This window comes from Consotaella salsifontis, from assembly GCF_900167365.1.
GTDB classification, from domain to species: Bacteria; Pseudomonadota; Alphaproteobacteria; order Rhizobiales; family Rhizobiaceae; genus Consotaella; species Consotaella salsifontis.
In genome coordinates, this window is sequence record NZ_FUXL01000012.1 from 1 (window position 1) to 19,041 (window position 19,041).

Consider the following 19,041-nt stretch of genomic DNA (forward strand, 5'->3'; position numbering starts at 1 on the left):
TCTCTAGGCTGATGAAGCGGGATCCGTGAGGACCCGTGGAGGTATGAGAAGTGCGAATGCTGACATGAGTAACGATAAAGGGAGTGAGAGACTCCCTCGCCGAAAGTCCAAGGGTTCCTGCTTAAAGTTAATCTGAGCAGGGTTAGCCGGCCCCTAAGGCGAGGCCGAAAGGCGTAGTCGATGGGAACCACGTTAACAATCGTGGGCCTGGTGGGAAGTGACGGATTGCGTATGTCGTAAGGTCTTATTGGATTGATCTTGCGGCGAAGCGGTCCCGGGAAATAGCCCCACCGTATAGACCGTACCCGAAACCGACACAGGTGGACTGGTAGAGTATACCAAGGCGCTTGAGAGAACTCTGCTGAAGGAACTCGGCAAATTGCACGCGTAACTTCGGAAGAAGCGTGACCTTGCATCGGGCAACCGGTGTGAGGTGGCACAGACCAGGGGGTAGCGACTGTTTACCAAAAACACAGGGCTCTGCGAAGTCGCAAGACGACGTATAGGGTCTGACGCCTGCCCGGTGCTGGAAGGTTAAGAGGAGGGGTGCAAGCTCTGAATCGAAGCCCCAGTAAACGGCGGCCGTAACTATAACGGTCCTAAGGTAGCGAAATTCCTTGTCGGGTAAGTTCCGACCTGCACGAATGGCGTAACGACTTCCCCGCTGTCTCCAGCAGAGACTCAGTGAAATTGAATTCCTCGTGAAGATGCGAGGTTCCTGCGGTCAGACGGAAAGACCCCGTGCACCTTTACTATAGCTTTACACTGGCATTCGTGTCGGCATGTGTAGGATAGGTGGTAGGCTTTGAAGCGAGGGCGCCAGCCTTCGTGGAGCCACCCTTGAAATACCACCCTTATCGTCATGGATGTCTAACCGCGGCCCGTTATCCGGGTCCGAGACAGTGTATGGTGGGTAGTTTGACTGGGGCGGTCGCCTCCCAAAGAGTAACGGAGGCGCGCGATGGTGGGCTCAGACCGGTCGGAAATCGGTCGTCGAGTGCAATGGCATAAGCCCGCCTGACTGCGAGACAGACAAGTCGAGCAGAGACGAAAGTCGGTCATAGTGATCCGGTGGTCCCGCGTGGAAGGGCCATCGCTCAACGGATAAAAGGTACGCCGGGGATAACAGGCTGATGACCCCCAAGAGTCCATATCGACGGGGTTGTTTGGCACCTCGATGTCGGCTCATCGCATCCTGGGGCTGGAGCAGGTCCCAAGGGTTTGGCTGTTCGCCAATTAAAGCGGTACGTGAGCTGGGTTCAGAACGTCGTGAGACAGTTCGGTCCCTATCTGCCGTGGGTGTAGGAATATTGACAGGATCTGTCCCTAGTACGAGAGGACCGGGATGGACGTATCACTGGTGGACCTGTTATCGCGCCAGCGGTAGTGCAGGGTAGCTATATACGGACGGGATAACCGCTGAAGGCATCTAAGCGGGAAACCCACCTGAAAACGAGTGTTCCCTATCAGGGCCGTGGAAGACGACCACGTCGATAGGCCGGGTGTGGAAGCGTGGCAACACGTGAAGCTTACCGGTACTAATAGCCCGATCGGCTTGATCATTCTCATTCGCCAATGTTCATCAGATGAACGGCAAATCTCTCCAGCTTCTCAAAATCTTGGAATTGGCTGACCTGGTGGTTATAGCGGGGCGGCCGCACCCGATCCCATTCCGAACTCGGCCGTGAAACGCCCCAGCGCCCATGATACTTCGTCTTAAGACGCGGGAAAGTCGGTCGCTGCCAGGTCTGCCAATTCCAAGATCAACCTTCTCTTCATTCGCATCAAAAAGCCCCGCTCGGTTCAAACCGGCGGGGCTTTTGCGCGTCTCAAGCCCAGCCCCCCACGCTCAGCCTCCCCCACGCTTGCCCGGGCGCCAGCACGAGCAAACCTACACACAATCAAACACCGCTCGCCAGATCAAACCACGCGCCGAAAACCCGGTCGGTCAAAACACCGCTCGGCCCTCAATCCTTGCGCCCTGACGTTGCCCCAAAGGCCAAGCAGCGCTCGCGCGCCGCTCCACAAACCCCATAACCCCGGTCCCAAAACGCCGCAATTCGACCGGACATCCGGCGTAAGCGGAAAGGCTCCAGGATGTCCTTGAGGACAGGCTTAGGTCGGACGAGTGTCAGCGGATCGAGGTGATCACGGGCACGGCCCGACGGCGCCGTTGGTCGGTGGTGGAGAGACTGCGGGTCCTCGAGAAGAGCCTGTCGCCGGGCAAGGAGGTGTCACTGGTGGCGCGACGCAACGGTTTGGCCTGACCCTGCTGACTCGATGCTGACGGGCGAGGAGCGAGGGAGACGCGACGGCGGTGGGATCGGACGAACCGGTGATCGGCGCCTGGGAGGTGAGTCGGCTCGCGCTGGTGAACCGCGAGCGGAAAGCCGAGGGCTTGGCGCCGGTCAACCGCAAGCGGGTTCATCGCATGATGCAGCGGCACGCCCTTGTTCTCGTGCGCTGCACCGGGCGGCGCGAAGGCTGTGTCCACGACGGCAAGATCATGGTGATGCGCTCGAACGTGCGCTCGTGCCCGGACGGTCTGGAGTTCACCTGCTGGATTGGCGAGATCGTGCGGCTCGCCTTCGTGATCGACGCCTTCGACCGCGAGATCATCGCTTATGCGGTCGTGTCGGGCGCCGGCATCAGCGGCTCGAATGTGTGCGACATGATGCTGGCAGCGGTGGAACGCCGCTTCGGCATCCTTCAGGCGCCGGATCCGATCGAGTTCCTCAGTGGCAACGGCAACCCCTACATCGCCAAGGAGACGCGGGACTTTGCCATTGCGCTGAATCTGACACCGTGTTTCACGCCGGTTCGCAGCCCGGAACGGTTTGCATGGCGGAAGCCGTCGTGAAGACCTTCAAGCGCGCTGGACAGCCGCTTGCCTTTTGCTTCCCAGCCGCGCCATATTCGTCTTGATCCGCGGGTCGTCAATGAATCACCAACCGCCGCGAGTCGAGATTGGCTCGGCCACGCCGGCGAGGAATGTGGGCACGGGCCTGACCAAGAGCGAGCAGAGTTTTTCGCCGGCACGTCTCGCGGCGCGGGAATAGCCAGACGGCGTTGTGCGGCCCCTTCAACCTACGCTCTGCGAGTTCATATTCCGGGCCGTGCCGCGTCGAATGAGGCGCCTCGATCCGGTCTGGCGGTAGCGTTGCGACCACTTCGCCGCAGACGAGACCGCCCCCTAACCACAAGGCCTCTGACCGGCATGTCTCCCCCGCCAGGGTCGCCGTTCCACCCGCTCGCGAAGATCGTTGAAAAGGGGCTTGACCATCTGATGGTGGCAACCACCCAGCCAGCATCTTGAACCACATTTCCAACCCGCCAGAATCGCGGGATTCAAGGCCCCTGTGAAAAAGCTCTAGTCTTGTTGATGACCGGATTCTTGTCGCCGCTCGACCAGCGCCTTCTCGATCCGTCGCAGCGTTTCAATGATCTCATCCATGGCCGACGGATCGTCCACAATGCCATCAAGGGCCGCGCTCCAGGCATCGCGCATGCGAACGAAGTTGCGCGCCGCCATATCCGTCAAATGAAGATCGACGCTCCGCGCGTCCGCTTCGTTCGTCTCCCGTCGCACGAGACCCTTTGCTTCCAGTCCACGTACCGCTCTGGAAAAGTTGCTCGAGGGCAACCGGGAGGCCTGCGATATCGCCCGCGCCGCCTTGCCCGGATGCTTCGAGATGCAGCGCATCACATGGATCTCAACCGGCGTGCAAATGCCGGGCTCCAGATTGCTCGGAGGCGGAAGCTGGCGGCTGATGCCATGAACAACATCCGCTAGGTCGAAAAGTCGTCGGGCGTCGGCTTCGTCCACTCTTTCCCTCGTGACAAAAGCTATCAAACGATAGCGAAAGCAAGTAAGCTCGGTCGATCTCGGGCCAAGTGGCCTTCGCTGGCCTACCCGATACCACACCACACCCACAACGAGGGAAGCAGTCATGGAAATTAATCGGTCGATAGCAATCGTCACCGGCGCCTCTTCCGGTATCGGCGCCGCCACAGCGCGCGCTTTGTCTGCTGCCGGGGCAAAAGTGGTGCTGCTCGCTCGACGCAAGGACCGAATCGAAAAGCTCGCCGACGAGCTGAAGGACGCGATCGCACTCCCTTGCGATGTGACCGACAGGGAGCAGGTGGACCACGCGGTTGAGGAAACGCTCAGGGTCCATGGTCGGATCGATATTTTGGTGAACAACGCGGGTCAGGCTCTGCAAGCCTCGATCGAGAATATCGATGTCGATGACTTTCGCGACATCTTCGAACTCAACGTTTTGGCACCGCTGGTCATGATGCAAAAGGTCATTCCGACCATGCGTAGGCAGCGCGCCGGAAGCATCGTCAATGTCAGCTCGGGTATCTGGTTCCGCCCGCTTCCAGAAAGCGGTGCCTATAGTGCGACGAAAGCAGCACTCAGCACACTGACCGGCGTGGCGCAGGTGGAACTTGCCGAAGCCAACATTGCTGTTTCTCTGATGTATCCCTTCATCACGAAGACCGAGCTGGTCGCATCGATCAAGGCGGGAAGGGAGTCGGCCGAGAGGATGGAGGCGCCGATCGACGCCGAACGGCAGCGTCCCGAGCAGGTCGCAGACAAGATCCTTGAATTGATCAAGTCCGGTGAGAAGCAGGGCGACCTGGTGCCGGTCAAATATGGCGGCACCTACCAAGGCTGACGTGCGGCAAGGACGAGGGGTTGCAACGCGGCCGACGACCAACACCACCGGCCCCTGTGGACTTGCAGCGGGGCCGGCCAAAGGGCCTCGGGCTAAAGAACTTGCCTCGCCAGGAGATTGGGGGCGCCAAGGCAAACCTTCTTTCGCAAAGCGAGCCGAACCGCCGTCTGTTCCGTCTCTTGCAAGCCAATATTCGCGCGTGCCGGGATGGCGGATGATCTCGAAGGACAGCACCTTTATCTAGACGCTTGCGTTCCCACCGCTCTCGAGGAGAGAAGACGAAAGGTCGATCGTGATCTTGGTGCCCCCGCCTTCCGCGGAGACGATGCGCAAGGTCGCTTCGTGCAGAGCGGCGATGCGCTGGGCGATCTTGAGACCGACGCCGAGCGAGCCGCTGCGCTTCACCTCTCCGATCTCCGTCTGCTCTCCCCTCGGCGCGCTGGGCATCCCAGGCCCATTGTCTCTGACGATGAGGCGCGCCGGAGCCTCCACCGCGATTTCGATGGCGGTGCCCACGGGCGTGTGTTTCACCGCATTCTCGACGAGGTTGCGCATCAGGGTCGAAATGAGGGTCGGAACAGCGCGAACCTCAGGATCCGTGCGCTTGTCGAGGCCGATCGAGCGCCCGCTGGCGAACACCAGCGGCGCGAGCTGCTCGACCGTCGCCTCCGCGAGGTTGCCAAGGCGAACATCGGCGAAGGAGCTCGGCTCCACGACATCAAGGCGGGCAAGGGCTGTCAGCTGTTCCAGCGTGTGGGTCAACTGCCCGAGATCCGCCTCGGCGGCACGCGCCCGTGGACCCTCGATCTGCTCGAGTTCGAGTTTGACGATGGCGAGCGGGGTGCGGATCTCGTGGGCGATGGAGGCCGAAAAGACCCGCTGCGACCGGATCAGGTCCGACACCCGGTCGAGCGCCTGGTTCACCGCGCCCGTCAGATGGGCAATTTCCCGCGGCATGCCTTCGGTTGGTAGCGGGTCGATGCGCTTCGTTGGATCGAGTGCGCGCGCGGCCTCGGCGGTGGCGGCGACCGGGCGCAGCGCCTCGCGGATCGACAGCAGCATGCCGCCAAAGACGAGCCCCAGAGTCACCAGGGTCGGGATCACCATGTGCTCGACGACTTCTCCGCCGAGCACTTCCAGAAGCAGATTGTTCGGATCGCCGAGGGAGAGGAATTCGATCCTCAGTGGTGGGTGACCGTTTAACTCGACGACCTGCCCCCCGACGACGTCGAGCGGTTTGCCCCAGTTAAGAGCACGTTGCCAGAACATGCCGCTGTCGACCTGAAGCGGAGGGAAGCGATCGCAGGCTTCGCCGCAGCTCGAATAGATCACTTGTTCGTCGGCCTGCCTGACTCGAAGAGCGTATCCAGGGCCGCCCTTATGCCAAGGTTGATGAAGGTCGTAACGATTGATCAATGAGGCGCCGGGAAAATGGACCGGGTCATCCCAGTAATTCTGAGCGACGATCTCAGTTTCCTGCGCGATGAGCAGGCTTCCCAGCTCTCCATCCTTGAACCAGTACTCGGCAAAGACAAGCGCGGTCTGCAGCGTTGCCGCTAAGCCTGCGAAAGCGAGGATGCGCCAACCGATAAGACTGAAGAGAGAACGATGGCTGTTCATTACCCGACGGTTCGCAGCAGATAGCCCACACCGCGCACCGTCTCGATGACGGCACCCGCGGCACCCAGGTCGATCTTCTTGCGCAGCCGGGAGACGGCGAGCTCCAGGGCATTGGCGCTCATCATGTCACCGTATTCAGAAAGCGCATGTTCGAGCTTGCGCTTGGGCACCACGCGATCCGCGTCCCGCATCAGGAGCTCGATCAATTGACGTTCCCGCGGCGGCAACGCCAGGACTTCGCCATTGCACGTCACGACGGATGTGGCGGGATCGTAGGACAGGCGCCCCACCGAGAGCACCGGCAGCGCGCCGGAAGCACTCCTGCGGGCGATGGCACGGCAGCGGGCGAGGAATTCACGGTGGTGGAACGGCTTGGTGAGGTAGTCGTCGGCCCCGGCATCGAGACCGGCGATCCGCGAATCCACGCCATCGGCGGCCGTGATGATCAGGACGGGGATCGTGTCGCCGCGCTGGCGCAATTCCCTGAGGAGATCCAGCCCGCTTCCGTCGGGCAGGCTGAGATCGAGGATCAGGATGTTGTGCTCGCTGCTCGCCAGGGCGAGCCGGGCATCCGCGAGGGTTGAGACACCATCAATCCGCCAGCCGGCACCGTGGACGGTCTCCGTCAGCAATTGCAGAAGCCTCGGACTGTCCTCAACGAGCAGCAGCCGCATCAGTCCTCCGCGCGCTTGTCTCCCGTGATCATCGCCAGGACAAGGTTTTCCCCGTGCCTGTGACCCTCGACCAGGGCAGCGAGCGCATGAACGAGCGCCAGATAGAGGATCGAGTTGGCGAGAATCTCATGTGCCTCCTTGACCCATCTGACGCCCCAGAAAGCATCGAGCGTCATCATATACCCTGTCGCGCCGGTCGCGGCCAGGACCAGCATCAATATCAGCATCATGATGGCGCCGAGGGGATTGTGCCCGAGGAACCTTGGTTCCTCGCCATGGCGGAGGGCATGGATATACCGCGCCAGCCGCCGAGGTGTCGGAATGAAATCAGAAAAGCGCGCGTAGCGGCTGCCGACGAACCCCCAGACGAGGCGAAAGGCGAGGCTGCCGAGAATGACATAGCCGACGGCGCGATGCGCCGTCTTGCCCTCTTCGAGAACGAAGAGATTGAGGCAGACGCCGGCGACCACTGTCCAGTGGAACAGCCGCACCGCCGGGTCCCAGACGCGCACCGTCTCGCCGGCGTGGGCGAACCTATTGGCTCGCCCGATGTTTCCGATCCGCGTCACCGCTCTCAATCCTGTTCCTCGGACGGATAGATCGTGGCCGTCGCCGGATCGACATAGATTTCGGCGCGCTTGCCGTCCTTGTCGAAAGCGTAGATTTCGATGCAGCTGCCAAGGCGCTCCATGCTGCGGATGTTCTTGTAGCCGGCTGCTTCGACCTTCGCCTTGAGGGCGTCCTGGCTCATCCACTGGGCTTCAGGCACGGTGGTGCAGTCCTTCTTCTCTTCCTCGGCCTGGGCGAGCGCCGGCAGAAGCATGACAAGGAGGAGGGAGGCCGAAAGCGCGATCTTCATGAGGATCTCCTTTTCTGAGAGGATGGGAGTTCAGACCGGATCGATCTACGGCTTTTCATCTGTCCATCAGCCGTCGTGGGGGAGAAAAGCGGAACCGTCTATCAGGCAAGATGAAACAGGTGCTGGACTGGTCGGGCCCGCTCTGTGAAGCGTGGCTAAGTCCTCAGGCCACCTTGACCAGCGGAATGACCGGAGCCGGCGTCGAGGTCAGACGCGCGCGCATCTCGATCAGCATGGAGACGAGGAGATCGCGGTCTTCCTGAGCAATGCCATCCATCATCATCTCGTGAGTCGCCGAGATGATGGGTCGAACCTCCTCGAAGACCTGATCAGCCTTGGCGGTCACGCTCACCAGCTTGGCCCGCCGATCTCTCGGATCGGTCTGGCGCGTGACCAGGCCGTAGGCTTCGAGCCTGTCGATGTAGGCGGAGACCGTCATCGGTTCGATGCCCATGCGCTCTGCAAGGACAGCCTGCCGCACACCTTCATAGCGAGCGATATGAACCAGCGTCCGGATTTCGCCTGGGGTCAGGCTGAGGCCGCGCGAGATGACGCTCTTGTCGAGCGCCGCGCGGTACATCCGGGTCACGTCGGTCAGAAGAAAGCCGAAGATGGTCTCGAGGTCGTTGTGCAGCATGGTTCCTCTCCTGGATCTGTCGTTGGTCGTCGCCTACGTCCAAAGGGGTACCAGCGCGAAGCTGTCGATCAGCTGTCCGAGAGTGAGCCATATCATGGGGCCTGAATGTAAAACGGCGTGACCGGATGGATGTCGTCAACAAACAGTCCGCTGTTCTGCCCAAAACAGAAGAAAATTCTACTGGTTCGAGGCCAGGTGAAACTTGTCGTTATGAAGGAATGATTTGGCAGCCGGAGTAGGTCGGGCGGACGCCCGGGCGCGGCGGAACAAGGCTCGCACTTTCTGTCTGATCCTGTGCCGGATGCCGTTCCTCGATTTCCCGCGGATTTCCAGTGGATGGCGCGGTGGAGACTCCAACGGTGGGGCGATCAGCCCTAGATTGTCGACGGGACGGCGATTTGCTCGCCACCGAGGGAGGGAACCATGTTGATCGGCATCGACGCGAGAATGACGCCTGACCTGATCTATTGTCTGGCGGCGATGGGGCATGGCGACGAGATCGCCGTGGTTGACGCGAATTTTCCGGCGCATTCGACCGCGGCCCACACGGCATTCGGAGAAACAATCCAGCTCGCCGGTCTTTCGGCTGCCGAGGCGGTTTCGCTGATCTCCGGCCTGATGCCGCTCGACGCCTTCGTCGATCACTGTGCCGTCAGGATGGAGGTTGACGGGAAGGCGGATGAGATGAACGAGGTCCATAAGGACGTGTTCACCGTTCTGGAAGCCGCCAAGCCGGCCGAAGCGGGGTTGGGCTCCATCGAGCGCCAGGACTTCTACAGCCGCGCCAACCGCTGCTTCGCCATCGTCCAGACGGGCGAGCGCCGAGCCTATGGCTGCTTCATCCTGCGCAAGGGCGTCGTCTTCTAGACGGCGGGAACCGCCGCCGCACCCGCTCTATTGGAATGCCTGACGGCGGGAACGACCTCCGCGCGCAATCATCCGGCCTTGCAATTTGGCCGATGCGATTGACATGATGGATGAACGCAACGAGAGCCGAAATGCCGAGTTTTTCGTCCCCTCAGCCTGATCCCTCTGTGCTTGGTGGCGTCGCCAAGGCGCCCTTTGCCATCGCGCCGCTGCCGGGGCGGCTGTTTGCCGAAAGAGCCGCGCGGTTTGTCGCGTTGGCGCAGGGCAATCCGCTCGGTCCCTATCTCCGCTTCCTCGGCGATCTTTCGCATCTGCAGGACCGGATCGTCGCCGGAACGGAAGCCCCGGCACCGCTCGCCGAGGAACAGGTCGCGCGCGCCCGTGCCGGGGAAATGCCACCGCTCGACAGCGATAGCATCAAGTTGGCCATGCTCCGGCTCTTCGAGCCGTTTCGTGATGGTGCTGCGGCGCTCGCCATGCCCGCGCCCGCATCCGCCGCCCTTGCCGAGGTGTCGGCGGCCTCGCCCGAGGCTCTTGGAGCGATGGCCGACGCTATCATGGCGGCGGCTGTGCCTCCGGAGCGGCTGGCCCAGCATCTCTTCGTCGCAGCCGCCCTTGAGATCGGGGCTTGCCGGCTCGCGGCGAGCCTCGATGGCGCTCGCCTCGTCCCTGTCGGCGTCGGTGTCTGCCCGGCTTGCGGTGGGCGGCCTTTGGCCTCCCTGGTGGTCGGCTTCCAGGGCGCGGAAGGCGCGCGCTATGCCGTCTGCTCCCTCTGCTCGACGCGCTGGAACGAAGTTCGGGTGAAATGCCTGGCCTGTGGCTCGACAAAGGGCATCAGCTACCACGCGGCGACCGCCGGGGAGACCACCGATGAAGCCGAGGCGACGGTCAAGGCGGAGGCGTGCAGCACCTGCGGGAGCTGGCTCAAGATCCTCTATCAGAACAAGAATCCCTCGCTCGACGTGGTCGCCGACGATGTCGCGAGCCTGGGCCTCGATATGCTGATGCGCGAGACAGACTATCGCCGCGCAGGCTTCGCGCCCTTTCTTCTCGGCTACTGAACCCATGGATTCCTCCAGCGCCTATCGCGCCTTGCCGTCGGTCGACGCAGTCCTGAACGACCCTGGCGTTGCGGCAATTCTGGATCGCCATGGACGCGAGCGCGTGACGGCGGTCGCGCGGCAAGCTCTTGCTGAGGTGCGCTCCGCCATCGGCGCCGGCGAACCGGCACCCGACCGGGCTGCGCTCGTCGCCCAGATCGGATCACGGCTGGAGGCCGAGCACAGCACGAACCTTCGCCCGCTCTTCAACCTGACAGGAACCGTCCTGCACACCAATCTCGGCCGCGCGCTTTTGGCCGAGGAGGCGGTGGAGGCGGCGGTCGCGGCAATGCGCTCGGCGCTTGCCCTCGAATTCGACCTGTCGAGCGGGCGGCGCGGCGAGCGCGACAGCCACCTGCGCGGCTTGCTCTGCGAACTGACCGGCGCCGAGGATGCGACCCTCGTCAACAACAACGCCGCCGCCGTTCTGATCGCTCTCAACACGCTCGGCGAGGGCCGGGAGGCGATTGTCTCGCGCGGTGAACTGATCGAGATCGGCGGCGCCTTTCGCATGCCCGACATCATGGCGCGGGCCGGCGTCCGGCTTGTCGAGGTCGGCACCACCAACCGAACCCACCCGAAGGACTATCGCGGCGCGATCCGGCCCGAGACGGCGCTGATCCTGAAAGTGCATACCTCGAACTACCGCATCGAGGGCTTTACCGCCGAGGTGGCGGGGAAGGATCTGGCGGCGATCGCGCGAGAGGCGGGGGTGCCTCTTCTCAACGATCTCGGTTCGGGCACGCTGGCGGATCTGTCGCGCTATGGCCTTGCGAAGGAGCCGACGGTGCGCGAGGTGGTGGCGGAGGGCGCTGATCTCGTGACCTTCTCCGGCGACAAGCTTCTGGGCGGCCCGCAGGCCGGCTTCATCGTCGGGCGGCGCGATCTGATTGCGGCGATCAACAGGAACCCGATGAAGCGGGCGCTGCGGGTGGACAAGCTGCGCATCGCGGCGATGGATGCGACGTTGAGGCTCTATCTCAACCCTGAACGGCTTGCCGAACGCCTGCCCACCCTGCGACTGCTGGCTCGGCCGCTTGCCTCTGTCGAAGCGGCGGCGGCGCGTCTGCTGCTCCCTGTCGCGGCGCTCATGAAGGGGCGTGGCGTTTCCGTCGAACTTTGCCGTTGCGCGAGTCAGATCGGCTCCGGCGCGCTGCCGACCGAGACGATCCCCAGCGCCGGGCTTCGCCTCGCCGTCGCGGGCGGGAAGGAACTGGAGGAACTGGCAGGCGCCCTGCGCGAGCTGCCAAGACCCATCCTCGGACATATCCGCGAAGGGGCGCTGATCCTCGACCTTCGCTGTCTTGAGGACGAAGCGGCATTTTTGGAGAGCCTTTCGGCCCTTCCTCCGCTTGATCCTTCACCCGAGGCGGCCGCGTGATCGTCGGCACGGCGGGCCACATCGACCATGGCAAGACCGCGCTGGTCAAGGCGCTGACGGGCGTCGACGCCGATCGGCTGAAGGAGGAGAAGGCGCGCGGCATCACCATCGAGCTGGGCTTCGCCTATGCCGAGATCGGCGGGGGAACGATCGGCTTCATCGACGTGCCGGGGCATGAGCGGTTCATCCACACCATGGCGGCGGGCGCGTCGGGCGTCGATTTCGCCCTGCTCGTCGTCGCCGTGGATGACGGCGTCATGCCGCAAACGCGCGAGCATCTGGCCATTCTCGATCTCTTCGGCGTCGAGCGTGGCATCGTCGCGTTGACCAAGGCCGATCTCGCCGATGCCGGGCGAAGGCAGGCCGTCACCCATGACGTTCGAGCGCTGCTTTCGGAAAGCCGGCTAAGGAATGCACCTATCCTGCCGGTTTCGGCCCTCACCGGCGAGGGCATCGACGAGCTGAAGGACGCTCTTGCCAGGGCGGCAGAGGAGACCGAGGCGCGCCGCGCCGACGGCCGCTTCCGCCTCGCGGTCGATCGCTGCTTCACGCTCGCCGGCGCGGGAACCGTGGTGACGGGCACGGTGCTGTCGGGAAAAGTGGCTGGGGGCGAGCGCGTGACGGTCAGCCCGAGGGGCCTTGCCGCAAGGGTGCGCTCGATCCATGCCCAGAACCGACCCGCGCAAGAAGGCCGGGCGGGGGATCGCTGCGCGCTGAATCTGGCCGGCGAAGGGGTGTCGAAGGAGGCGATCGCGCGCGGCGACATGGTGCTCGATCCGGTGCTGCACGCCCCGACCGCCCGCCTCGACGCCGAACTGACCGTGCTCGCCAGCGAGCGCAAGCCGATCGGGCCGTGGTTTCCCGCCCATCTTCACCACGCGAGCGCCGAGGTCGGAGCGCGGATCGTTCCCCTTGCCGATATCGTAGCGCCGGGCGAGACGGCGCTTGTTCAGATCGTTCTGGATCGGCCGATCGCCGCCGCCGCTCTCGACCGCTTCATTCTGCGCGACGCCTCGGCTCAGCGCACCATCGGCGGCGGCCGCTTCCTCGATCTTCGCGCTCCCGCCCGCAAGCGCCGCTCGCAGGAGCGTCTGGCGCAGCTCTCCGCCATGGCCGAAGCCGATCCGACGCAGGCGCTTCGCCGGCTTGTCGGCGCACCACCGGGGATCGTCGATCTCGCCGTCTTTGCGCGGGATCGTGCGCTCGGGCCATCGCGCATGAACGCGCTTGCGCAAGACGCGGGCGCAGCGGTGGTCGACACGGGCAATGGCATCTTCGCCATGGAGCGGTCGGAGTTGGCGTTGTTTTCCCGGCGCCTTCTGGCGACGGTCGGCGAATTTCACGCCGACAATCCGGAGCTTCAGGGCATTGGCCGGGAGCGCCTTCGCTTGGCGATCGCGCCCCGAATGCCGTTTCCGCTGTTCTCGGCGCTGCTTCAGGCGGAGGCGAGGGCGGGCAAGATCCTTCTCGCGGGCTCGTTCGTCGCCCTGGCGGGCCACGAGGCGCGGCTGTCACCTGAGGATGAGGCGCTCTATCGGCGCATCGTGCCGCTGCTGTCTGGTGAGGCGCGCTTTCGCCCGCCCCGGACACGCGATATCGCCGGTGAATTCGGCATGGACGAGGAGCGGGTTCGGCTTGTCCTCAGGTTGGCCGCGCGTGCCGGCCGGATCGACGAGATCGCCCACGACCACTTCTTCCTGCGCGAGGTCACGGCGGAGATGGTGGCGCAGGCACAGGCGGCGTCAGAGGCTTCCGAGGATGGCTGGTTCTCCGCCGCTGCGTTTCGCGACCGTGTCCAGAACGGGCGCAAGGTAGCGATCCAGATCCTCGACTTCTTCGACCGCCATGGCGTAACCTTGCGGCGCGGCGACCTCCGCCGCATGAACCCGCACCGCCTCGACCTCTTCTCTGATTAGGAGAGGAGTAGAAGCGGCCGTGCGACGGAAGAGAATCGTCCCCGGTGGGGCGTCCGGACTTCAAATCCGGGTGGGGCAGCGAGACTGTCCTGGGTGGGTTCGACTCCCATTCTCTTCCGCCATACACCCAGGCGAAAGAGGGTCGCGCCAAGCGACCGCAGCGTCCGGTCGTAAGTCGCGAAATGGGATTGAGCCTCAGCAGGCCGAGGCGGCGGGCGTCGGCTCCGGCCGTCCCGCCAGATCCAGGCCGCGCACGGTCGGCGGCTGCCACGTGCGCGAGCTCGGCACGGCGCCCGCGGTATTGGTGCCGATCTGCGAGCCACCCGTGCCGCCGGTCCAACCGGTGGAGCCCGCATTGCCCGGCGCCGTAGCATCGCCCGGCTGGGGCTGCGTTGCCGGCTCCGCCTGACTGCTCGCGTTGCAGGCCGCCTTGTTCTCCAGCGTCTGGCCGGAAGGGGCGGCGCTCCCTTGCGCCTGCGGGCTTTCCGCACTCGCGAGGCTGCTGAGGGAAAGGCTTGCGGCAAAAGCGAGAGCGGTGGCGAGGGCTATGCGCATGGATGGCCTCCCGGCAATGGATTTAGTGGCAACGGCTGAGAGGGCGGCGGGGTTCCGCGCCTCTGCTATGTGAGCGCTGCCCGAAACCCCGCAAAGGCTCGGAGGACCCTTTCAGGAGACGATGATCTTGGCCGGTCCCTCGCGCGCGGTGCCGATGATCGCGGCAAGCGGGTAGCCCTCGGCTCGGATTTCCTCGACCAGGGATTCGGCGCGGTCGGGTGCGACGGCGACGAGAAGCCCGCCGGACGTCTGCGGATCGGTGATAAGCTTCCGCCGCCACTCGGGCAGGTCCCGCGGCAGTTCGACATCGTGCCCGTAGCTCGCCCAGTTGCGGCCCGAGGCGCCGGTGGCAAAACCTGCTTCGGCGAGTTCGGCCGCCTTCGACAGCAGCGGCAGGGCGGAGAGGTTGAGATCGAAGGTGAGCCCCGAGGCGCGGGCCATCTCCAGACCATGGCCGAGAACGCCGAAGCCGGTGACGTCGGTGAGGGCATGGACGTCCGCCCGCGCGGCGAGCTTCGGCCCGATGCGGTTGAGCAGAGTCGTCGAGGCGATCATCTCGTGATAGGCGTCCTCGGGCAGCGCGCCCTTCTTGATCGCCGCGGAATAGATGCCGATGCCGAGCCCCTTGGTCAGGATCAAGGCGTCACCGGACTTGGCGGCGGCATTGCGCCGCACCTCGCTCGGATGGCAGAGCCCGATCACGGCGAGGCCGTAGATCGGCTCCGGCGCATCGATGGAGTGACCGCCCGCCACTGGAATGCCCGCCTCGGCGCAGATCGACGCTCCCCCTTCGAGGATTTGGCGGATCATCTCCACCGGGAGCTTGTCGATGGGCATTCCGAGGATGGCGAGCGCCATGATCGGCCGCCCGCCCATGGCATAGACGTCCGAAATCGCGTTGGTGGCGGCGATCCGGCCGAAGTCGCGCGGATCGTCCACCATCGGCATGAAGAAATCGGTCGTGGCGATGACGCAGGTCTTGTCGTCCACCTGCCAGACGGCGGCGTCGTCCGCCGTTTCCGCACCGACGAGGAGTTGGGCGAAGGGAGGCGAGAGAGAGGCATCCGAAAGGAGCTGTTGCAGAACGGACGGCGCGAGCTTGCACCCGCATCCGCCGCCGTGGGAGAGCTGTGACAGGCGAAGAGGCTGATCCATGGTAGCTCCTGTTCCTTCCTGGAGAGGATTGCCGGATAGGTAATGTGCTGGACGATTGCTCCACTGGAGATTTAGAGCGCTATTCTATGCACCCAAGACACTCGCGATCGGCGGCGATGATGGCCGGCGGCGCGGCTTTATCCTTTGGCTTCGGCGATCGAGTGGCGGATTTCGCGCTCCACGCTCTGAAGGCGGATGAAGGCCTCGTACTTTGCCGCGTGAAGCGCCGCGATGCGTCCTTCGTGCGGCGCAATCTCCTCGCGAATGCGGCACATCCTCGCGGCGGCGGCCGAAATATCCTCGAAGGCGCCGGAAGCAACGGCGCCAAGGATCGCGCTGCCCAGGAGAACCGCCTCCTGCGTTTCGGGCAAAGCGACGCGATGGCCGGTGGCGTCGGCGAGAATGCGGCGCAGAAGCACCCCTTGCGCAGCTCCGCCGGCGACCACCAGCGTTCTGAACTCGATGCCCTTCTCGCGATTGGCCTCGATGATCTGCCGCGTGCCATAGCAGAGGCCGCAGAGCGCTGCGACAAAGAGCCGGGTCAGGCTGTCGAGGCCGTTGGCAAGCGTCAGACCGGAGATGACGGCAGTCGCCTCGGGATCGGCATGGGGCGATCGATTGCCAAGGAAATCCGGGACAATGTGGATATCAGCCCCCAGAAACGCCGCTTCCTCCACCGAGCCCGCCATCTGGATTGCCCGGCGCTCCAGGAAGGAGAGGAGGGAGAGGCCTGCCACGCGGGCCTTTTCCGTCGCTTCGGCGGTGGCCGGATGCATCGCGACCAGCTGATCGAGAGCCGCGCCAAAGGCGGATTGCCCGCCTTCGAGCAGCCAGTATCCGGGCACCATGGCGCTGTAATAGGGGCCCCAAACGCCGTCGACGAAGGCGGCTTCGCGCGTCAGCGACATGGTGCAGGAGGAGGTGCCCATGATGAAGGCGAGTTGGCTCCTGGGGTCGGATACCACGCCCCTGGGCGAAATGCCGCCAAGCGTGCCGACGCCACCGGCATGAGCGTCGATGAGCGAGGCGCCGACGGGCGTGCCGGGCAGAAGGCCGAGTTCGTCCGCCGCTTGCTTGGTCAGGCCCGCGCCAAGAGGCGTTGCGATGTCCACCACCTCGGCGCCGATGCGTGAGAAATCCTCCTCGACGAATTCGCCGAGCCCCACGGTGCGGAAATAGTCCGGGTCCCATCGACGCTCATGGGCGAGATAGGTCCATTTGCAGGTGAGGGTGCAGACCGAGCGCGCGGTGGAGCCGGTGGCGCGCCACGACAGATAGTCGGCGAGATCGAAGAAGTGCGCCGCGCGCGCGAAGGTATCCGGCTGGTTCTTCTTCAGCCAAAGCAGCTTCGGCGTTTCCATCTCCGGCGAAATCGCGCCGCCGACATAACGCAGCACCGGGTGGCGGGTCGCGTTGATCGTCGCGGTTTCGGCAAGAGCCCGATGGTCCATCCAGACGATGATGTTGCGGTCGGGATCGCCGGATGGCCCGACGGGGAGCGGCGCGCCGTCCCTGTCCACCACGACCAGGGAGCAGGTGGCGTCGAAGCCGATACCCTTGACCGCTTCGGGGCCGATGCGGGCAGTGTCCAGCGCCTCCGCCACAGCCGCGCGGATCGCCTGCCAGATATCGGCGGACGATTGTTCGACGATATTGCCGTCCTCGCGCCATATGCGGATCGGCCTTCGCGCCACCGCCAGCAGGTTCCCCCTCGGATCGAACAGCCCGACGCGCGCGCTGCCCGTCCCGACATCAATGCCGATGAAGACGCTGTCCATGACGCTTCCGACCCTCCCCGGAAGCGCACTAGACCATTTTCTGCCGGGAGGGAAACTCTCTCCTCGCCGCAGTCTCCTTCACAGCCGTGTGACATCGAGGCAAGTTGGCCGCTCCCCCCGATGTCCGTCTTTGCGTTCGCGCCTTCCTCCGGCGGCACACCTCCGAGCGGTTGCGCGAGGGGACTCAGGTTCTGCCGAGATATGCGTCGAGCATGGCCCGAACGCCCTTTTCGGAAAGGCCCTTCAGGGCCGCTGAGAAACGCTCGACCATGTGCGGGTTCTTGCCGAGCTCGCCATAGACGTTGCCGAGCGCCAGGAACGCCGCCGGGTCGCTTTGCGCCGCCTTGGCCGCCGCGCGAATCTCCTCGATGTTCGGATCGTTGTATTCGAGCTCCTTGCCGCCTTCGCTCGGCCCCTGGAGGTAGCGGCACCACAGGGCCGAGACCAGCGCCAAGCCGTCGATGCTCTCGCCCTTCGCAAGGCGGTCGCGGATCGTCGGAACGATAAACTTCGGCTGGCGGTTCGAACCGTCCTGGGCAAGGCGCGGGATGGTGTCGCCGATCTTGGGATTGGAGAAACGGCGCTCGATGAGCTTGCGGTAGTCCTCGAGCGAGGTGTCGGGCACGGGCGGGACGATCGGGATGATCTCGTCCTTGGTCAGCTTTTCGAGGAATGCCCGGATCTGCTCATCCTCCATCGCCTCATGAACGAAATGGATGTCGAGCAGCGCCGCCGGATAGGCGATCGAGGCATGGCCGCCGTTGAGGATGCGGATCTTCATCATCTCGTAGGGCGCGACATCCTCGACGATGGTGACGCCTACCTCCTCGAAGGCCGGCCGGCCGTCGGTGAAATGATCCTCTAGAACCCATTGGCGGAATTCCTCGCAGAACACCGGCCAGGCATCCTCGACGCCGAAGGCCTCCTTGAGGCTGTCGATCTCGCGCTTGCCGGTGGCGGGCACGATGCGGTCCACCATGGAATTGGGGAAGGCGACATTCGCCTTGATCCAGTCGGCCAGCTCGGGGTCGGAAAGCCGGGCGAGGCCCGTCACCACCTGCTCGGTCACCTTGCCGTTGTGGGGGATGTTGTCGCAGCTCATCACCGTGAAGGGCACGAGCCCCTTGGCACGCCGGGCCTTGAGACCGGCGGCGATGAGGCCGAAGACGGTCTTCGGGTCGCCCGGATTGGCCGCGTCCGCCTGGATCGCGGGATGTCCCTCGTTGAAGGCGCCTGCCGAATCGATGAAGTAGCCGCCCTCGGTGATGGTCATCGAGACGATGTGGATCGAGGGATCGGCGAGCCTTTCTATGATCGACTTGCTGTCGCCCACCGGCAGGAAGCCGACGAGAGAGCCAATAACGCGGGCCGCCGTTCGGGCGTTGTCCTGCTCGACGACGGTGGTGAGAAAGTCCTGGGCGCCGAGCTTGTCGGCCATTGCCTTGTCCGACGGCAGCATTCCCGCGCCAAGCACCGCAAAGTCGCGGCTCTTGCCCGCCTGGAAGAGGTCGTCGAGATAGACCTCCTGGTGGGCTCGATGGAAGTTTCCGACCCCGAAATGAACGATGCCCGGCGACACGGCGCCTCGGTCATAGCCGGGGACCGCCGCCTTGCCGGCGATCTCGCCAAGGGTGGCGGACGAAAGCCGAATGCTCATTTCAAAGCACCTCCCGATGTCTCGTTAGCGTTGGGCCACAGGTTTCCGTTCGCCCGGCACCAGCCGGGCGTTGTTCGCGGTCCCAAGAATTTGCCGTCTCCGGCGTCAGCTCATCCCGTTGCCGCCGCCGACCTCGCTGGTTTGGGCGACGACGTGGCCG

17 protein-coding genes, 1 tRNA gene and 2 rRNA genes are annotated in these 19,041 nt (G+C 64.2%); 10 read left to right on the forward strand and 10 right to left on the reverse strand.

The window, feature by feature from the left end:
* The 4 genes from B5D38_RS15755 to B5D38_RS15770 form a co-directional block, all read left to right on the forward strand.
* Window positions 1–1,563 (forward strand): 23S ribosomal RNA (locus B5D38_RS15755); the annotation flags it as partial.
* A 70-nt stretch (window positions 1,564–1,633) separates the two neighbouring features.
* Window positions 1,634–1,748, forward strand: a 5S ribosomal RNA gene (rrf, locus tag B5D38_RS15760).
* Window positions 1,749–2,144: 396 nt separating this feature from the next.
* A complete protein-coding gene (locus tag B5D38_RS22855) occupies window positions 2,145–2,267 on the forward strand; it encodes a transposase (protein WP_165690878.1) in 123 nt (40 codons plus the stop codon).
* A gap of 50 nt (window positions 2,268–2,317) precedes the next feature.
* Complete coding sequence (locus tag B5D38_RS15770; RefSeq protein ID WP_078709401.1) at window positions 2,318–2,860, forward strand: DDE-type integrase/transposase/recombinase; 543 nt, start codon at window positions 2,318–2,320, stop codon at window positions 2,858–2,860.
* 510 nt (window positions 2,861–3,370) lie between these two features.
* Here the strand turns inward: B5D38_RS15770 and B5D38_RS15775 are convergent.
* Window positions 3,371–3,826: a MarR family winged helix-turn-helix transcriptional regulator gene (locus tag B5D38_RS15775; protein WP_165690879.1), complete on the reverse strand. Its 456-nt coding sequence runs from the start codon at window positions 3,824–3,826 to the stop codon at window positions 3,371–3,373.
* A gap of 124 nt (window positions 3,827–3,950) precedes the next feature.
* Here B5D38_RS15775 and B5D38_RS15780 point away from each other — a divergent pair, with 124 nt between their 5' ends.
* A complete protein-coding gene (locus B5D38_RS15780) occupies window positions 3,951–4,682 on the forward strand; it encodes an SDR family oxidoreductase (protein WP_078709403.1) in 732 nt (243 codons plus the stop codon).
* Window positions 4,683–4,922: 240 nt separating this feature from the next.
* On the opposite strand, the gene B5D38_RS15785 is transcribed toward B5D38_RS15780, so the two are convergent.
* From B5D38_RS15785 to B5D38_RS15805, 5 genes are all read right to left on the reverse strand, one after another.
* Window positions 4,923–6,302: a sensor histidine kinase gene (locus B5D38_RS15785; RefSeq protein ID WP_078709404.1), complete on the reverse strand. Its 1,380-nt coding sequence runs from the start codon at window positions 6,300–6,302 to the stop codon at window positions 4,923–4,925.
* Window positions 6,302–6,976: a response regulator transcription factor gene (locus B5D38_RS15790; protein WP_078709405.1), complete on the reverse strand. Its 675-nt coding sequence runs from the start codon at window positions 6,974–6,976 to the stop codon at window positions 6,302–6,304. Before B5D38_RS15790 ends, B5D38_RS15785 begins: the two co-directional genes overlap by 1 nt.
* Window positions 6,976–7,545 (reverse strand): cytochrome b/b6 domain-containing protein, encoded by a 570-nt coding sequence (locus B5D38_RS15795; RefSeq protein ID WP_078709495.1) that lies wholly within the window; start codon window positions 7,543–7,545, stop codon window positions 6,976–6,978. Before B5D38_RS15795 ends, B5D38_RS15790 begins: the two co-directional genes overlap by 1 nt.
* A gap of 5 nt (window positions 7,546–7,550) precedes the next feature.
* Complete coding sequence (locus B5D38_RS15800) at window positions 7,551–7,835, reverse strand: PepSY domain-containing protein (RefSeq protein ID WP_078709406.1); 285 nt, start codon at window positions 7,833–7,835, stop codon at window positions 7,551–7,553.
* 163 nt (window positions 7,836–7,998) lie between these two features.
* Window positions 7,999–8,472, reverse strand: a complete 474-nt coding sequence (locus tag B5D38_RS15805) for a MarR family winged helix-turn-helix transcriptional regulator (RefSeq protein WP_078709407.1) — start codon at window positions 8,470–8,472, stop codon at window positions 7,999–8,001.
* A 423-nt stretch (window positions 8,473–8,895) separates the two neighbouring features.
* Between B5D38_RS15805 and B5D38_RS15810 the strand changes: the two genes are divergently transcribed.
* The 5 genes from B5D38_RS15810 (at window position 8,896) to B5D38_RS22230 (ending at window position 13,858) form a co-directional block, all read left to right on the forward strand.
* Window positions 8,896–9,339, forward strand: coding sequence for an RbsD/FucU family protein (locus B5D38_RS15810; RefSeq protein WP_078709408.1), 444 nt, complete (start codon window positions 8,896–8,898; stop codon window positions 9,337–9,339).
* Window positions 9,340–9,470: 131 nt separating this feature from the next.
* Entirely contained in the window at window positions 9,471–10,400 is a 930-nt protein-coding gene (fdhE, locus tag B5D38_RS15815; RefSeq protein ID WP_078709409.1) for a formate dehydrogenase accessory protein FdhE, read from the forward strand.
* A 4-nt stretch (window positions 10,401–10,404) separates the two neighbouring features.
* Complete coding sequence (selA, locus tag B5D38_RS15820) at window positions 10,405–11,820, forward strand: L-seryl-tRNA(Sec) selenium transferase (RefSeq protein WP_078709410.1); 1,416 nt, start codon at window positions 10,405–10,407, stop codon at window positions 11,818–11,820.
* Window positions 11,817–13,736: a selenocysteine-specific translation elongation factor gene (selB, locus tag B5D38_RS15825; RefSeq protein ID WP_078709411.1), complete on the forward strand. Its 1,920-nt coding sequence runs from the start codon at window positions 11,817–11,819 to the stop codon at window positions 13,734–13,736. The genes selA and selB overlap by 4 nt, the downstream gene beginning before the upstream one ends.
* A 26-nt stretch (window positions 13,737–13,762) precedes the next feature.
* A tRNA-Sec gene (locus B5D38_RS22230) sits at window positions 13,763–13,858 on the forward strand.
* Window positions 13,859–13,931: 73 nt separating this feature from the next.
* Here B5D38_RS22230 and B5D38_RS15830 read toward each other — a convergent pair.
* From B5D38_RS15830 to B5D38_RS15845, 4 genes are all read right to left on the reverse strand, one after another.
* Entirely contained in the window at window positions 13,932–14,291 is a 360-nt protein-coding gene (locus tag B5D38_RS15830; RefSeq protein ID WP_078709412.1) for a hypothetical protein, read from the reverse strand.
* Window positions 14,292–14,402: 111 nt separating this feature from the next.
* Window positions 14,403–15,446, reverse strand: coding sequence for a selenide, water dikinase SelD (gene selD / locus B5D38_RS15835; protein WP_078709413.1), 1,044 nt, complete (start codon window positions 15,444–15,446; stop codon window positions 14,403–14,405).
* A 137-nt stretch (window positions 15,447–15,583) separates the two neighbouring features.
* Complete coding sequence (locus tag B5D38_RS15840; RefSeq protein ID WP_078709414.1) at window positions 15,584–17,224, reverse strand: FGGY-family carbohydrate kinase; 1,641 nt, start codon at window positions 17,222–17,224, stop codon at window positions 15,584–15,586.
* Between the two features lie 184 nt (window positions 17,225–17,408).
* Window positions 17,409–18,881 (reverse strand): mannitol dehydrogenase family protein, encoded by a 1,473-nt coding sequence (locus B5D38_RS15845; RefSeq protein ID WP_078709415.1) that lies wholly within the window; start codon window positions 18,879–18,881, stop codon window positions 17,409–17,411.
* Between the last annotated feature and the right edge of the window lie 160 nt (window positions 18,882–19,041).

Excerpts from the sequence above, each read along its gene's own strand:
- B5D38_RS15780 (WP_078709403.1), top strand. The coding sequence starts at position 3,951 with ATGGAAATTAATCGGTCGATAGCAATCGTCACCGGCGCCTCTTCCGGT.
- B5D38_RS15785 (WP_078709404.1), bottom strand. The coding sequence starts at position 6,302 with ATGAACAGCCATCGTTCTCTCTTCAGTCTTATCGGTTGGCGCATCCTC.
- B5D38_RS15790 (WP_078709405.1), bottom strand. The coding sequence starts at position 6,976 with ATGCGGCTGCTGCTCGTTGAGGACAGTCCGAGGCTTCTGCAATTGCTG.
- B5D38_RS15800 (WP_078709406.1), bottom strand. The coding sequence starts at position 7,835 with ATGAAGATCGCGCTTTCGGCCTCCCTCCTCCTTGTCATGCTTCTGCCG.
- B5D38_RS15805 (WP_078709407.1), bottom strand. The coding sequence starts at position 8,472 with ATGCTGCACAACGACCTCGAGACCATCTTCGGCTTTCTTCTGACCGAC.
- B5D38_RS15810 (WP_078709408.1), top strand. The coding sequence starts at position 8,896 with ATGTTGATCGGCATCGACGCGAGAATGACGCCTGACCTGATCTATTGT.
- fdhE (WP_078709409.1), top strand. The coding sequence starts at position 9,471 with ATGCCGAGTTTTTCGTCCCCTCAGCCTGATCCCTCTGTGCTTGGTGGC.
- selA (WP_078709410.1), top strand. The coding sequence starts at position 10,405 with ATGGATTCCTCCAGCGCCTATCGCGCCTTGCCGTCGGTCGACGCAGTC.
- B5D38_RS15830 (WP_078709412.1), bottom strand. The coding sequence starts at position 14,291 with ATGCGCATAGCCCTCGCCACCGCTCTCGCTTTTGCCGCAAGCCTTTCC.
- selD (WP_078709413.1), bottom strand. The coding sequence starts at position 15,446 with ATGGATCAGCCTCTTCGCCTGTCACAGCTCTCCCACGGCGGCGGATGC.
- B5D38_RS15840 (WP_078709414.1), bottom strand. The coding sequence starts at position 17,224 with ATGGACAGCGTCTTCATCGGCATTGATGTCGGGACGGGCAGCGCGCGC.
- B5D38_RS15845 (WP_078709415.1), bottom strand. The coding sequence starts at position 18,881 with ATGAGCATTCGGCTTTCGTCCGCCACCCTTGGCGAGATCGCCGGCAAG.